Source organism: Streptomyces sp. NBC_00038 (assembly GCF_026343635.1).
GTDB lineage: Bacteria > Actinomycetota > Actinomycetes > Streptomycetales > Streptomycetaceae > Streptomyces.
This window is the reverse complement of record NZ_JAPELQ010000001.1, coordinates 4,619,547-4,634,073: the sequence shown is the minus strand read 5'-3', so window position 1 is coordinate 4,634,073 and position 14,527 is coordinate 4,619,547. Positions and strand designations below refer to the sequence as shown.

12 protein-coding genes, 1 tRNA gene and 1 pseudogene are annotated in these 14,527 nt (G+C 70.0%); 7 read left to right on the top strand and 7 right to left on the bottom strand.

Features of this window, described 5'->3' with window-relative positions; translation table 11 throughout:
• Positions 1-4: 4 nt before the first annotated feature.
• A complete protein-coding gene (locus OG219_RS20820; protein WP_266828612.1) occupies positions 5-376 on the bottom strand; it encodes an iron chaperone in 372 nt (123 codons plus the stop codon).
• A gap of 304 nt (positions 377-680) precedes the next feature.
• Positions 681-1,133, bottom strand: a complete 453-nt coding sequence (locus OG219_RS20815) for a VOC family protein (protein ID WP_266828610.1) — start codon at positions 1,131-1,133, stop codon at positions 681-683.
• Between the two features lie 453 nt (positions 1,134-1,586).
• Between OG219_RS20815 and OG219_RS20810 the strand changes: the two genes are divergently transcribed.
• A complete protein-coding gene (locus tag OG219_RS20810; protein ID WP_266828608.1) occupies positions 1,587-2,516 on the top strand; it encodes a DUF2199 domain-containing protein in 930 nt (309 codons plus the stop codon).
• Between the two features lie 106 nt (positions 2,517-2,622).
• Here the strand turns inward: OG219_RS20810 and OG219_RS20805 are convergent.
• Positions 2,623-3,049, bottom strand: a pseudogene (locus tag OG219_RS20805) (Uma2 family endonuclease).
• Positions 3,050-3,401: 352 nt separating this feature from the next.
• Here OG219_RS20805 and OG219_RS20800 point away from each other — a divergent pair.
• Complete coding sequence (locus OG219_RS20800) at positions 3,402-4,742, top strand: ferredoxin reductase family protein (RefSeq protein WP_266828606.1); 1,341 nt, start codon at positions 3,402-3,404, stop codon at positions 4,740-4,742.
• Between the two features lie 155 nt (positions 4,743-4,897).
• Here the strand turns inward: OG219_RS20800 and OG219_RS20795 are convergent.
• Positions 4,898-4,970: transfer RNA gene (locus OG219_RS20795), tRNA-Arg, on the bottom strand.
• Positions 4,971-5,310: 340 nt separating this feature from the next.
• Positions 5,311-5,901, bottom strand: a complete 591-nt coding sequence (locus OG219_RS20790; RefSeq protein ID WP_266828604.1) for a helix-turn-helix domain-containing protein — start codon at positions 5,899-5,901, stop codon at positions 5,311-5,313.
• Between the two features lie 178 nt (positions 5,902-6,079).
• Here OG219_RS20790 and OG219_RS20785 point away from each other — a divergent pair, with 178 nt between their 5' ends.
• Genes OG219_RS20785 through OG219_RS20775 form a run of 3 tightly spaced genes read left to right on the top strand, consistent with a single transcriptional unit; the run spans position 6,080 to position 8,520 of the window.
• On the top strand, positions 6,080-7,021 hold the full coding sequence (locus tag OG219_RS20785; protein WP_266828602.1) for a zinc-binding dehydrogenase: 942 nt from the start codon (positions 6,080-6,082) through the stop codon (positions 7,019-7,021).
• Between the two features lie 37 nt (positions 7,022-7,058).
• Positions 7,059-7,715, top strand: a complete 657-nt coding sequence (locus tag OG219_RS20780) for a nuclear transport factor 2 family protein (protein ID WP_266828600.1) — start codon at positions 7,059-7,061, stop codon at positions 7,713-7,715.
• Positions 7,708-8,520, top strand: coding sequence for an SDR family oxidoreductase (locus OG219_RS20775; RefSeq protein WP_266828598.1), 813 nt, complete (start codon positions 7,708-7,710; stop codon positions 8,518-8,520). Before OG219_RS20780 ends, OG219_RS20775 begins: the two co-directional genes overlap by 8 nt.
• 15 nt (positions 8,521-8,535) lie before the next feature.
• Here OG219_RS20775 and OG219_RS20770 read toward each other — a convergent pair whose 3' ends face one another.
• On the bottom strand, positions 8,536-10,197 hold the full coding sequence (locus OG219_RS20770; protein WP_266836169.1) for an IclR family transcriptional regulator C-terminal domain-containing protein: 1,662 nt from the start codon (positions 10,195-10,197) through the stop codon (positions 8,536-8,538).
• Between the two features lie 240 nt (positions 10,198-10,437).
• Positions 10,438-11,712: a M6 family metalloprotease domain-containing protein gene (locus OG219_RS20765; RefSeq protein ID WP_266828596.1), complete on the bottom strand. Its 1,275-nt coding sequence runs from the start codon at positions 11,710-11,712 to the stop codon at positions 10,438-10,440.
• Positions 11,713-11,985: 273 nt separating this feature from the next.
• Between OG219_RS20765 and OG219_RS20760 the strand changes: the two genes are divergently transcribed.
• Both OG219_RS20760 and OG219_RS20755 read left to right on the top strand, forming a co-directional pair.
• A complete protein-coding gene (locus OG219_RS20760; RefSeq protein ID WP_266828594.1) occupies positions 11,986-12,633 on the top strand; it encodes a TetR/AcrR family transcriptional regulator in 648 nt (215 codons plus the stop codon).
• Between the two features lie 205 nt (positions 12,634-12,838).
• Complete coding sequence (locus OG219_RS20755) at positions 12,839-14,386, top strand: MFS transporter (protein WP_266828592.1); 1,548 nt, start codon at positions 12,839-12,841, stop codon at positions 14,384-14,386.
• The last annotated feature ends 141 nt before the right edge of the window (positions 14,387-14,527 follow it).

Here is a 14,527-nt window from a genome sequence, read left to right as displayed (position 1 = left end):
CCGGTCACATCCACAGCACGCCCTCGTCCTCGTGTTCGCGCACGCGGAACGCGATCATCCGGCGCAGCAGCTCGCCCGGCACGGGCCGGTCGTACGGGAGCTTGACCGAGCCCTTGCCGGTGCCGAAGTCGGCGAGGTCGACGTCGAAGGCCTCGCGCGTGCTGGGCGTGAACACGACGTTCGCGTGCTTCGCATGACCACTGACCATGAACAGGATCGTCCCGGACGGGTGAACCCACGCGGGATGACCCCACTTGATCGCCTCGCTCGCCGCGGGCACCGCGTCGAGGGCCAGCGCCCGTACCTGCGCAAGCACCTCGCGGCCCGGCTCCGCGAAGCGGTCGATGTACTCATCGATCGTCTGCGGTTTTCCCATGGCGGCAGTGTGGCACTGCCCACTTTTCATGGCACGGCAGGGGACACGCAGTCCTCAGTCGGAGCTTGTCGTGGTCGTCCGAGGGACTGGAGACGCGCGTCCCTCTGCTGGCCCACCAACTCGTGGAGTCGAGCGCCGTTGTGTGTCAAGGCCGGTTGGAACGAGGACCACCCTGGCGTGATGGAGGGTCGAGCGGCTGCGAACAGAGCTCGTAGCCGTTCGCGTGCGCTACCCGGCGAGGCGGGCGCGGACTCCGAGCGCGACGGCGGGCGGGTCTTGCCGGTGCCCGGCGGTCCGAGCAGGATCACGCCCTCGCGGGCGTGGATGGGGTCGAGCTGTCCGAGGTGCTCGACGGGTCCATCCACATGACCTGCCAGCCGTGGCCGTCGAGGTCGTAGAAGCTGCGTGAGTACATGAAGCCGTGGTCCTCGGGGCCATCCGCCTCGGAGCCGCCCGCGGCGAGCGCCGCCTCAGCGACCGTGTCGACCTCGTCGCGGGCCGACACGCTGAAGCAGTAGAGCGCCAGCGTGTGCGTGGTGGGATCGGCCATCGGCAGCTTCGCGAACTGCGCGAACGTCTCGTGGCTGAGCAGCATGACGGAGGCTTGCTCGCCGACGAGCATGCACGCGGCGGTCTCGTCGGTGAACATCGGGTTGTAGCTGAACCCGAGCCGCGCGAAGAACGCCTTGCTGCGCTCGATGTCCGCCACGGGGATGTTCACGAACAGCATGCGCCCGGCGTGTGCGGGAGTGGTCATGGTGGGTCTCCAGTCCGAGGTTCGACGGTGTACGACGGAGTAGACCGGCCCAGTCTGCAGAACTCATCGGTGGATTTCGGAACTCGCAGCGACCGACAGACCGAAGCCGGAATGGGAGCTCCCCGCGCACACCACTTCGGGCCCGCAGTCGCGAACGACGCCCTCTCTCCCGGTGTCGGCCGATCCCCTGCCGGAGCCGTCGTTCTGGCCGTTGCTTGCCCCTCTGGGACTATGCGCAGGGCGGGCCAGTTGCCTCTGTGGGGCTTGAACTCATGTGCACAGCCTGGGAGTTCGGCTCTTTGGCGCTGCGCAAGGGGCAGGCGGAGCACAGGTCGAGCGGTGCGCCACGTCACTGGATGGCAGGTGACGCAGTGCCGCCCCGGATCGCCTGATCGTCGAGACCGCAGGCGCCCCGGGCATGGCGACGTCCCACACGGCTCTAGGCTGCACGACGTGATCGCCAACCATGCTCCTGCCTGTTCCTGTTGCGGAACACCCACTCTGGACGAGAAGCGAATAGATGTCCGGTTCGGGCTGCCCGATGTTGCTCTGGCGGTGGGCGAGGACTCCCGGCACGAAGTCGGCGTCGGCGCTCTTCTCCGGGTCGACGGTGTCGGCTGCTTCATGCGCTGTCTGCTGCCGGTCCGACTCACCGACGACATCGAGCTCGTATTCGGTACCTGGCTGGAGATCAGCGACGCCGAGCTGGATCGCGCCCACACCATTTGGAAGGACCCTGCCTACGCGGACTTGACCCTCCGTGGGGCGCTGGCCAATTCCATCAAACCCTGGGGCGACGGACTGCTCGGCGCAACGGCCACCGTCGAGGTCCGCAACCCTGACGAGATTCCGTACGTCGTCACCAGCGACCAGCACCTCCTCGCGCACGTCCTGGCAGGAACCTGGGACCGGCACGACGTCCTGAGTTGCCTGGGCCATCCGTTGCCCGTGGCCGTGCGTACGCACCTGGACGAGCACTGGTCCATCGAACGAACCGCCGGCCTGGCGGCGCGGGTCGTAGAAGGCACCTCACAGTTCGCAGCGCCGGACCGTAACGTGCAGGCCGATCTGTTCTCCGGCAGCGCCGGCGACAGCCCAGAGGAATTCCTCGCCTCGCTACTGGTCGGCGCACCCACAGTGCCGTCCGAACAACAGCTCACGGAACAGATCCCGGACGGAGTGCGGCACGCTTTCTGGCTCACCTCGGGCTCGCAGAGCCACGAGCGGCACGAGCTGTACGGATTCACCGTCCACAACAGCGGCACTGGCGCCGGGGTCTACTGCACGTGGGATGCGCCGGAGGACCTCCCATGGGCCCAGCACGTCTGGCGCTCGCTGCACCGAGGCGCAGAGGACGAGACCAGAACGACCGACAGAGGCTGACACAACGAGTGGAACCGTCGCCACTTGATCCGGCTCATGCCGCCCTGTATCGGGCCGTCCGCTCACGCATCGCCCACGCGCTGCCGGCTGCTGAGCAGCGCGCGGGTCAGATCGGGCCGAGGTCGATCTCCACAGGGAACGGGGCCGCTGCCTTGAGGACGCCGGTGAACACGTCTCCGTCCCGGTAGGTCTTCGTCGCGGGGTCGAGAACGTAGGTGTACACGAGAGGAACGCCTGTCGCGGCCTGCTCGATCCGCCAGTAGAAGCCGATGCCTGCCTTCGCGTACTGGTCGACCTTCACGATCCGGTCGGTGGTCTCCGAGCTTGGCGACACCACCTCCGTCGAAGCCTGTGTCGGCGTTCCACTCCGGGCCCGCGGTGGCATCCAGGGTGTTCGCCAGAATCCGGGCCAGCCGGTTGTGCCACTTGGACGCCCTCGAACTGACGACGACCATCCCGTCCACGACCTCGATGCCGGCGCACTGCTCCTCGGACCAGGACTCGTACTCCTCGGCAGTGATCTGCTCATGCATCACCCGGTGGCCCACCCCGGAGAGCGCGGCAACGGCCCGCCCGGCGAGTCCCGGCACAACGGCCGAGAGGACGCCGCCACCTCACTGATGTCCTCGAAGTGCTGGTGTGCGCGGCGCCGGTCGCATCGGTGAGCGCTGCACCACCCGGCGACGTGATCGTCGCGGAACCCTGGGCGGCAGGACGCACCGAACGCCGAACGGCGATTGGATTCGACGGCTCTGGCGTGAACGGATCGGGCACACGGGCCGTATGCATATCCGATCGAGGTGCGTATCCGGACGAATTGCTCGATCTTCATGGGTTAGTGCGCACGGCCGCGAGTGCAGCGGCCACGGGGGATGCGAGGAAAGCATGACGGTGGCGAGTAACACGGTGCGCAGAGGCACCGTGCTTCCGGTGGACGCGGCGCGCTGGGCGATGTGGACCTTCGTCATCGTCAACGCGGTGATCGTCGAGGTGCTGTTCCTCAGCGCCGGTTCGGGCAAGAACGGCGTGCTCACGGTCGCCAAGTTCTTCGGACTGCACGCAGCCCTGCTGATGCTGTTCCAACTGCTGCTGGTGGCCCGGCTGCCCTGGCTGGACCGCCGCATCGGGATGGACCGGCTCACGGTGTGGCACCGCTGGGTCGGCTTCACCCTGCTGTGGACCGTCCTCACCCACGCCACGCTGGTGGTGCTCGGCTACGCGACGCTCGACGACACGTCCATGGCGAAGACGTTCGTCGCGCTGAGCGGGGTGCCGGCCTCCCTGCTGGGCATGCTGGCCGCGGCCGTCATCGTCGTGATCGGCGTGATCTCCACCCGGCCTCTGCGGCGGCGACTGCCGTACGAGGTCTGGCACGGTCTGCACCTGCTGCTCTACGTGGCCCTGGGCCTGGCGTTCGTCCACCAACTGGAGGAGACCACGACGTTCACGTCTTCCGCGTTCGCCACGGCCTACTGGTGGATTCTGTGGCTGTTCTCCTTCGGCGCCCTGCTGACCGGCCGTGTCGCCATGCCGCTGTGGCGCAACGCCTATCACCGGTTCCGCGTCACGGCCGTGGTACCGGAGTCGGACGACGTGGTCTCCGTGTACGTCACCGGCCGACACCTCGACAAACTCCCGGCCAGGGCTGGGCAGTTCTGCATCTGGCGGTTCCCCGGGCACAACCACTGGTGGCTGGCCAACCCCTTCTCGCTGTCGGCGGCGCCGGACGGACAAGGGTTGCGCCTCACGGCGAAGGCGGCGGGCAGCGCCAGCGCCGGCCTGCGCAACGTCCCGGTCGGCAGCCGCGCCTTCGTCGAGGGACCGTACGGGGCGTTCACCTCGCTGCACCGGACCCGGACCGGCACCCTGCTGATCGCCGGGGGTGTGGGGATCACGCCCGTGCGGGCCATGCTGGAAGAGGAGGCGCTCGGCGACGTCGTCGTGTTGTACCGGGTTCGCAGCGAGGCCGACGCCGTGCTGCTGAACGAGGTGCGCCACCTGGTCGCGCTACGGGGCAGACGGCTGCACCTGCTCACCGGCAGAACCGGCGAGGGCATCACCCCGCCGTTCGACCCGGGCAACCTGCACCGGCTGGTCCCCGACATCACTGAACGCGACGTGTACGTCTGCGGGCCACCCGCCATGACCAGGGCCGTGCTCGCCGGCCTACGAGACCTGCGGGTCCCTGCGCGACAGGTGCACGCCGAGAAGTTCGGTCTGGCCTGAACCGGAAAGGGCTCCGACGTCCAGACCCACACACACGGACCCGCTACAGGCCGAACAGCACCGTCGCTCACGCAAACGGCCCCGGACGAGGAGTCCGAGGCCGAATGGAGCGCCTCCCTGGGAGAGAAACCCCAGGTCAGACATGTAATGCGCTGTGCCCTCGGCAGGATTCGAACCTGCGACACCGGCTTTAGGAGAGCCGTGCTCTATCCCCTGAGCTACGAAGGCGGGGATCTGTCGGAAAACGTGTCTGAAGTGGGTTCGCTGGTGAGCGAAACCGTCCAGATGGGATCCCAGCAGTGTTGTGGCGGCGCGGCCCGTGAAGGGCTGTTCCACCGCCGACAGTGTAGCGGGTGGCGTCCTGGTGGCTGTCGACGAGTGGGTGACGTTGGTGGTGGGCGGCCCGGGAGTCAGGCGGCCCTTGCTGAAGGGGGCCGGGGCAGGGGCGGCCGGTGGTTTCGGCGCCGTCTCGGAAGGCGGTGGCGAGGAGTTCGCCGGGCTCCTACGCGGTGTCGAGCAGTCCGGTGGTTCGAGGAGCTGGGTGGCTACCCGCCCGCCCTGGCCGCCTTCAGCGCGTGTCGAGCGGCCGCAGCAGGCGGAGGATCATTTCGACGGTGCGCTCGATGGGGCGGGTTCGGGTCGTGGCGGTGAAGAGGAGTGTGCGGGTCAGGACGGCGCCGAGGAGCATGTCGAAGACGTCGTCCGGGTCCACGTCGGGGTCGACGGTGCCGGGTGGTGCGGCGCGCAGGATGTCCTGGAACTGCGGTCGTGCCGACACGCGCACGTACAGTTCCGGCGGCCGGGTGCGGTCCGAGGCCTGGGCGTGTGCGAAGAGTCCGGCCGCGGCCGCGCGGGCCGCGGGGGCGCTGAAGGCCGCCATGTAGGCGCGGATGAACCGGCGGAGATCGCGGGGGAGGTCCCCCGTCGGCTCGACGCTCAGCGGGCTCAGCCCCGGGAACGTGGCCTCCTCGATCAGCTCGATCCGGGACGGCCAGCGCCGGTAGATCGCGGAGGCGTGCACACCGGAGTGCTCCGCTACTGCCTGGATCGTCGTCGCGTCGAAACCGCGTTGGACAAGCAGCTCGCGGGTTGCCGCGAGAGCCCGTTCGTTGATGCTCGTGTCGCGTGGACGGCCCGGGCGACGGGGCGGTTCTGCCATGCCGGCGATTGTAGTGAGCGATCGCAGTGACCAGGCAGGACTCCGGTTCAGGAGATGGTGCGGCCCTTGCCGATTGGGTCATTTATAGGATGCGGTCTTCTATAAGTCGCGTGGCGTCACTACAGTCCCGAGACGGAGGCGGGCCCGCTGTCCGCCGCCAGGGAGGCGTGGCTGATGCGTGCTGCTGTGCTGCGGGGCGGGACGGTCGAGGCGCGGGTCGTCGACGATCCGGTTCCTGGGCCGGGGCAGCTTCTCGTCCCGGATCCCGATCGGTACGCGGGTCAGCTCCCTGCCGGTGCTGACCACCGCGGGCGGCCGCAGGATCATCGGCCAGAACCCCGACTCGCCCGGCGGCTTCGGCGAGTACCTCCTGCTGACCGAGGCCATCACCCGAGTCGTGGCCTCGGACCTCCCGAGCGAGATCGTGTGCGTCGCCGACGCGATCTCGGTCGGCTGGTCCACCGCGTCGCGCGCCCAGGTGACGACGAAGGAGGTGCCGCTGGTCATCGGCTGCGGCGCCGTCGCCCTGTCGGCGATCGCCCGGCTCAGACGCCTTGGCGTGGGCCCGATCGTGGCGGTCGACTTCGTGGCCTCGCGCCGGGCGACCGCGCTGGCCATGGGGGCCGACGTGGTGATCGATCCGGCCGAGGTCTCGCCGTACCGGGCCTGGCGCGATGTGGCCGCCCAGGCCCGGTACGGCGAGACCTCGGCCGAGCCGATGAACACCACGGACGGGATAAAGACCTCATGGCCGCGGCCCCGGCGGCAGCAGCAGCCGCCGGCCCGCCCGGCTGCTGTCGTCTTCGAGTGCGCAGGCGTCCCGGGCGTCCTCGACTCGATCGTCATGGGCTGCGAGCGCGGCACCCGGATCTTCTCCGTCGGCGGTCCACCCGAGGGCGATCACCTGCACACCCTGACCGCCAAGCGGAAGGGCCTCAACATCCAGTTCGGCGGCGGCCCTTCGATGGCCCACTGGGACGAGGCGTTCGAGGCGGTCTGCTCCGGCGGCCTCGATGTCGGGCCCCTCCTGGGCGGGACCGTCGGACTCGACGAGGTCCCCGCCGCGCTCGACGCCGCCCGCGACGCCAACGGGCCGGCCCGCATCGTCGTCGTGCCCTGAGCAGAGCTCCCGAACCGACCGGAAGGGGCCACGCCCCATGACCGAGACCGACACCGAGACCGACACCGAGACCGAGACCGAGACCGAGACCGAGACCGACACCGAGACCGACACCGAGACCGAGACCGAGACCGACACCGAGACCGACACCGAGACCGACGAACTACGTGCCGTAGCTGCCGTATCCGCCGCACTCAACACCCTCGCGGCAAAGCTGCAAGCCCTCCAGGACCAGGTCGACATCATGCAACTCGTCGCCCAGTACGGTCCCGCCGTCGACAGCGGTTCGGGCGAGGCCGCGGCGGCCCTCTGGACCGACGACGGCACGTTCGACGCCATCCCCCACCTGCGGATGCGGGGCCGGGACGACATCACCGGCATGGTCCACGGCGACGGCCACCAGAGCCTCATCCACAACGGCGTCGGCCATGTCCTGACCGCGCCGCACATCGAGGTCGACGGCGACCGGGCGACGGGGCGAAGTCACGCGCTGCACCTCCGCTGGGACGCCGACGCGGGCCGGTTCTGGGTGTTCCAGGTCTCCGCGAACACCTGGCGCTGGGCGCGTACTCCGCAGGGGTGGCGCATCGCCGAGCGGATCAACGCCAACCTCGACGGCACCGCCGCGCACCGCGAGATGCTGGCGCCGCCCGCGGGCCGAGGCCCTCTGGAAGACGGAACACACGGTGGCTGAGACTCTGACGGGCAAGTACGGGCCGTGGGGCATCGTCGCCGGCGGATCCGACGGGGTGGGTGCCGCGTTCGCGCACGGGATGGCCTCCCGGGGCATGAACGTCGTGCTGGTCGCCCGGCGCCCGCCCGTCCTGGAGGCGTCCGCCGACGACATCCGGGCGCGGCACGGCGTCGAGGTCCGCACGGTCGCGCTCGACCTGAGCACCCCGGCCGCCCTGGCCGAACTCACGGACAAGACCGCCGACTTGGAGGTGGGCCTCTTCGTGTACAACGCCGGTGGCGACGACCGCAGCACCGCGTTCCTCGACAAGGACCTCGACACCCACCTGGTGCTGGTCCAGCGCAACTGCGTCGGCCCGCTCGAAGCGGCGTACCGCTTCGGTGCCCCGATGGTGGCGCGGGGGCGGGGGGCCGTGGTCCTTGTGACGTCGGGCGCCGCCTGGGCCGGTGGCGCCACGCTCACCGCGTACGGGGCCACGAAGGCGTTCGATCTCATCCTCGCGGAGAGCCTGTGGGCGGAGTGGCGCACCAGCGGGGTGGACGTCCTGGGGCTCGTACTCGGCAGGACCGACACCCCGTCGCTGCGACGGGCGTTCGTCGCCGACGGCGGCCCGCACGGAGACCTCGCCGACCCCCGTGAGGTCGCCGAGGAGGCACTCGACCACCTCGGCGACGGGCCCACCTGGATCCACGGGAGCGACACCCCGACCGGCGGTTCACCGTTCGGCGCGCTGCCCCGCCGCGACGCGGTCCTCGCGATGAGCCGGGGCGCGTCCGCACACAGCCGGAGAGCCGACAGCCAATGACCGGCAACCAGGAACTCAGGCCACCGGCACGCGCCTGAAGCTCCCCGCGACCCGCAGGTCCGCCTCGATCCGGCCTGCCGCGGCGTGGAGTTCGGGCAGGATGTCGCGGACGCACTCCTCGGCGGTACGGCGGCTGCTGTGCATGGCGACGTTCACCGCGGCGACGACCTGCCCGCCGCGCTGCCGCACCGGAACGGCGACGGACAGGAGCCCGTGCTCCAACTCCTCGTCGACCAGGGCGTATCCGGCTTCCCGTACGTGGTCCAGTTCGGCCCGCAGCCGTGCGGGATCGGTGATGGTACGAGGGGTCAGCGGGAGCAGTTCCGGAAGGTGGGGGTCGGGGAGGCCGGCGAGCAGTACGCGGCCGAGCGAGGTCGGGTACGCGGGCAGCCGGGTGCCGACGGTGATGTTGACGCTCATGACGCGGCTGGTGGCGACGCGGCCCGTGTACTGGATCTCGTCGCCGGTCAGGACCGCGAGAGACGCCGATTCGTGCAGCCGGTGCGCGAGTTCGGTGAGGTGCGGGGCCGCGATGTCGGGGAGCGAGGTCCGGGACAGCGGAGGGAAGCCGAGGCCAAGCACGCGCGGGGTGAGCCGGAAGACGCGGCCGTGCGTGGTGACGTAACCGAGGTGTTCCAGGGTGATCAGGGCGCGCCGGGCGGTCGCGCGGGCGAGGCCTGTGGCCTGGGCGACCTCCGTGAGGGTCAGCTCGGCGCGGCCCTCGCCGAAGGAGGTGATCACGGTCAGGCCGCGGGCCAGTGACTCGATGAACTCCCGGCCCAGTTCCTGCTTGGATGCGCCGGTCCAGGCCGCGAGACCGGAAGGAGCGGCGGGTTCGGCGGGCGGGGCCTCGCGCAGTTCCCGTTCCATCGCGGCCACCGCCACCCGCAGCCGCGGCAGGAGCGTGTCCCGCAGGCCGGCCGCGGTGTGCCGGCTGGTATGACTCACCACGCTCACCACGCAGGCGATGGCCCCCGCTGCCCGTACCGGCAGCGAGAGGGCGACGAGCCCCGGCTCGATGAGCTGGTCGTCGAGCGACCATCCGTCCTTCCGCGCCTCGTCCGTACGCACCTCGAAGTCGTCGCCCACAGTGGCGAGTTGGGTGGGCGGGGCGCCACGGGCCGCTCGGTCACGGTCTGCCGACTCGCCCGGCCCGGACGGGACTTCGGCGTACGGCCGGCTCCGTGCGGGTACGGCGGGGAACCCCCGGTCCTCCGGATCGGCCGCCCGGCGTTCGTGCCACCGCGCCCACTCCGTCTCGCCCCACTCGGTGGCGAACAGCGGGCCGGGGGCGGTGCGTTCGGCGGGCAGCAGGTCGCCGATGCGGAAGCTCAGGGACATGGCGCGGCGCCGGGTGGCCTGGTGGATGAAGCGGATGCCGTCCCGGTCGCCGACCGCGAGGGACACCGACTCGTCGAGTTCGTCGGCGAGGGCGTCGGCGTGCGCGTCCAGGAGACGGGGGAGGCGGAGGGCGCCGAGATAGGCGTTGCCGAGCTCCATCAGACGCGGGGCGAGTACGGCGTCCCGGCCGTCGAGTCGTACGTACCCCATGCGCGCGAGTGTGGCGGTGATCCGGTCGACGGTGGAACGCGCGAGCCCGGTGGCCCGCTCGAGCCCGCTGAGACTGGACACCCCGTCGGCCTCGGTCAGCCGCCGCAGGACGGCGATACCGCGCATGAGGGGAGTGACGGCCTCCGCGGGCACGGCGGTCCCGGTCAACACGGTTCCGCTTCCGGTCCCGCTCCCTCCCTGGGTTCCGTCTTCGCTCCCGTCCTCGTTCTCGTCCTCGGGTGCCGGCACGACGTTCGATGGCATGGGCTCTCCGTTTGCGGCGCTCAGAAGAGACACGGTAGTGCTTGCCCGGCCACCTCAGCAGGTCCTGAGCAGGGCAGCGGCGCAGCAGCGGGCCCGGCCGGCTCAGCGTCGGGTGACGTACACCCGGTAGTTCCCCGAGAGATCCACTCCCGTCACCGTGATCACGACGCCGGTCTTGGGGTCCTTGAAGGATTCGCCGGGGGAGAAGGGTGCGTCGGAGAGTTCCGCGTGGACGTTGGGGGAGCGGGTGCAGCCGCCGCTGTTGCGGTGGGAGTCGTACACGGTGACCGGGCCGTTGCCGGTGTCGACGTTCGCGTCGACCTTGTAGATGAGGATGCCGGGACGGCAGACGGCGGCGTCGTTGCCGTCGCGGGTGCGCAGTTCGAGGGCGTACCCCGTCCTGGCGCTGGTCGGCACGAAGACGAGTTTCGCGCCGCCGGTCCTGGCCAGCGGGGTGAGCGTGTACTCGGTGGTGCCGGACGACGCCGCGCAGGCGACCTGCGTCTCGTCGAGCCAGCCGAGCTTCCACTTGTGCCAGCCGAGCAGATCGTTGCCGGCCCCCCAGTCCTCGCTCATGATGTCCCAGTGCCCGACCGCGCCCCCGCCGTCCTGGGTGTACAGGTCGGGCAGGCCGAAGGTGTGGCCGTTCTCGTGGGGGAGTACCCGGTAGCCGGTCTCGGAGTAGGAGCCCGAGCCGTCGTCCTGGCGGCTGTAGACGAAGGACGCGTTGGAGACGGCGACGCCGTCGGCGACCGGAGCCTCGGTGTTGCCGGCGAAGGTCACGGACAGGACGGTGTCCAGGGCGGAGGGTCCGGCGTTCGGCGTGACCAGCACGTTCAGGAGGTCGTAACTGCGGAAGTCCACGGTGGGGTCGGCGGCGGCCACGATGTCCTGGACCAGTTCGCGGTACCCGGGGTCGAAGGGCGCGCCGCGCTCTATGCCGTACGCCTTGAACGGCTTGGGCATCCGCAGCCAGTGCCGTACGGGCGTCTCGGGACGGTAGTCGAGGCGGCCGTACGAGCCGGTCCTGAACCATTCCTGGGTCTGCGGGAAGAACTCCGCGAGGCGGTCGAGCGCGCTGCCCTGGCCGGGCGCGTCGGAGAAGTCGACCATCAGGGTGAGGGCGCGGACGGTGCCGGTGGAGCGGGCGTACCCGGGGGGCGTCGGGACGCCCTCGCCCATCTGTACGCCCAGCGCGCCGTTGATCATGCAGGGGCCGAGCGCCGTGGAGCGGGCCAGCGCGATGGAGCCCGCCGTCGTGGAGCCCGCCGTCAGATGTCCGGTGCCGGCGGAGGTGCTGACCGCCAGCGTCAGAACGGCCACCGAGGCGAGCGCGACCACGCGGCGCGGGCGTATCCGACGGCTGGTCGGCGGCATACGGGACCCCTTCGCTCGACGGCAGCCGCCGGTCACCGGCTGCACCCTTTCGATCACCCTGTGGCGAGGGGTGCGCGGGCGCGCGCTGGAGGAGCCCGATCGTGGGTTTCTTGCCGGGGGAGATGTGACTCAGGTCACACTGAAGGTGGGAAATAACCGGGGATCGTTTCCCCGTTTAGCCAGGTGTCCGAGTGAAGCGGGGAGTGAATCCCCGGATCGCAAACCGGCCGTCATCCAGGTGAACGGCCGCCTACCACCTACGAGGAGTACGCCGTGGAGACCGCAACCCGAGTGCAGCGTCGAGTGCCCCGGCCGCGTGCCGATGCCCTGCGCAACCGGGAGCGGATCGTCGCCGCCGCTCGCGAGATGTTCGTCGAGTTCGGCCCCGAGGTGCCGTTCGACGAGATCGCCCGCCGGGCCGGTGTCGGCAACGCCACGGTGTACCGCAACTTCCCCGACCGCGACGCACTGGCGCGCGAGGTCGTCTGCTCGGTCATGGACCGCACTTCGGAGCGGGCCGAGGCGGCGATCGCCGAGGGGGGCGACGCCTTCGAGGCGCTGAGCGACTTCGTGCACTTCTCGGCGGACGAGCGGATCGGCGCCCTGTGCCCGATGCTCTCCGAGGGCTTCGACCAGAACCACCCGGACCTCGTCGCCGCGCGCGACCGGACCACGGGACTGATCGAGGAGCTCATGGCCCGCGCCCGCAAGGCCGGCCAACTGCGCCCCGACGTCGAGTTCGGCGACCTCATGATCGCCGTCACCCAGCTCACCAGGCCGCTGCCCGGTGGGGCGTGCCAGGGCATCGACCGCTTCGTGCACCGTCATCTGCAGCTGTTCCTGGACGGTATGCGGGCACCGGCCCGCTCCGAACTGACCGGAGTGGCCGCGACCGTGGAGGACATGCGACGACGAGCGTGAGCGATCGGTGACGACGAGCGTGAGCGATTAGTCCCAGGCGGAGCGCCGGTCAGAACCTCAGACCTCAAAAGACCTCAGACCTCAGGCTTCGAAGACGCAGACCTCAGGCCTCAAAGACTCAAGACCAAGACCTTCAGTCCTCAGAACTCTCTCTCATCCTTCTCGTCCTTATTTTTCGCTACGAAGTCCCGGAGTGGGTATCCCCATGTCTGAAACAGGAACGTCGACAGCAATGTCCGACGCCGGCTCAGCACATTCGAACCGCTGGAAAGCGCTCACCTTCATCGCGCTCGCCCAGCTGATGGTCGTCCTCGACGCCACCATCGTGAACATCGCGTTGCCCTCCGCCCAGCAGGACCTCGGGATATCGGACGGCAACCGTCAGTGGGTCATCACGGCCTACGCCCTTGCCTTCGGTGGTCTGCTGCTCTTCGGCGGACGCATCGCCGACCTGTGGGGCCGCAAGCGCACCTTTGTCGCCGGTCTGATCGGCTTCGCCGGCGCGTCCGCCATCGGCGGCGCCGCCACGAACGAGGCGATGATGCTGGGCGCCCGCGCCCTGCAGGGTGCCTTCGGCGCACTGCTCGCGCCCGCCGCGCTCTCGCTGCTCGCGGTGATGTTCACGGAGCCCAAGGAGCGCGCCAAGGCGTTCGGCATCTACGGCGCGATCGCCGGTGGTGGCGGTGCCGTGGGCTTCATCCTCGGCGGTGTCCTCACCGAGTACCTCGACTGGCGCTGGACGTTCTTCGTGAACATCCCGTTCGCGATCATCGCCGCCGTCGGCGCGTACTTCGTCATCCGTGAGCCGGCCGGCGGCCGCAACCGCTCGCCGCTCGACATCCCCGGCGTCGTCCTCTCCGTCCTCGGTCTGGTCACGCTCGTCTACGCCTTCACCCGCGCCGAGTCCGACGGCTGGGGCGACTCCGTGACGCTCAGCCTGTTCGTCGCCTCGGTGGTGCTGCTCGCCGGGTTCGTCTTCACCGAGTCGAAGGTCAAGGCCCCGCTGCTGCCGCTCCGCGTCATCACCGAGCGCAACCGCGGTGGCGTCTACCTCTCGCTCGGCCTCGCGATCATCGCGATGTTCGGCCTGTTCCTCTTCCTGACCTACTACCTGCAGATCGTGAAGGGCTACTCGCCGGTCAAGACCGGCTTCGCCTTCCTGCCGATGATCGCGGGCATGATGGTGGGCTCCACCCAGATCGGCACCCGCCTGATGACCCGGGTCGCACCGCGCCTGCTGATGGGCCCGGGCTTCCTGGTCGCCGCGGTCGGCATGCTGTTCCTGACCCAGCTGGAGATCGGCTCCTCGTACTCCGCCGTGATCCTGCCCGGCATGGTGCTGCTCGGTCTCGGCATGGGTACGGCGTTCATGCCCGCCATGTCCCTGGCCACGTTCGGCATCGAGCCGCGTGACGCCGGTGTCGCCTCCGCGATGGTCAACACCTCGCAGCAGGTGGGCGGCGCGATCGGTACGGCCCTGCTGAACACGATCGCCGCCTCCGCGACGACCGCGTACATCAAGGACCACATCGGCGGCGCCGGTTCCCAGGCCCAGCAGCAGCTGGTCCAGCTGGAGGGCCAGGTGCACGGCTACACCAACGCGATCTGGTTCGCCGTCGGCATCCTCGTGCTCGCCGCGACGGTCGCCGTGACCCTCATCAACACCGGCCGCCCGGACGTCACTTCGGCCTCCGGCGAGGGTGCGGGCGAGGGTTCCGAGGACGAGCTGAAGGTGCCGGTGATCGCCCACTGACGCCGGCTGTTCGTACGCCGTCGTACCCCGGGTACTTCGTACTTCGCGTACGGGCGAGGGGTGGGGACGCCTCACCCGTACGAGTCCCAGGGTCCGCCCCGGTTCCGCACACAGCGGAGCCGGGGCGGACCCGCGTCCGGG

Excerpts from the sequence above, each read along its gene's own strand:
- OG219_RS20755 (WP_266828592.1), top strand. The coding sequence starts at position 12,839 with ATGTCTGAAACAGGAACGTCGACAGCAATGTCCGACGCCGGCTCAGCA.
- OG219_RS20790 (WP_266828604.1), bottom strand. The coding sequence starts at position 5,901 with ATGGCAGAACCGCCCCGTCGCCCGGGCCGTCCACGCGACACGAGCATC.
- OG219_RS20770 (WP_266836169.1), bottom strand. The coding sequence starts at position 10,197 with ATGCGCGGTATCGCCGTCCTGCGGCGGCTGACCGAGGCCGACGGGGTG.
- OG219_RS20815 (WP_266828610.1), bottom strand. The coding sequence starts at position 1,133 with ATGACCACTCCCGCACACGCCGGGCGCATGCTGTTCGTGAACATCCCC.
- OG219_RS20780 (WP_266828600.1), top strand. The coding sequence starts at position 7,059 with ATGACCGAGACCGACACCGAGACCGACACCGAGACCGAGACCGAGACC.
- OG219_RS20800 (WP_266828606.1), top strand. The coding sequence starts at position 3,402 with ATGACGGTGGCGAGTAACACGGTGCGCAGAGGCACCGTGCTTCCGGTG.
- OG219_RS20765 (WP_266828596.1), bottom strand. The coding sequence starts at position 11,712 with ATGCCGCCGACCAGCCGTCGGATACGCCCGCGCCGCGTGGTCGCGCTC.
- OG219_RS20820 (WP_266828612.1), bottom strand. The coding sequence starts at position 376 with ATGGGAAAACCGCAGACGATCGATGAGTACATCGACCGCTTCGCGGAG.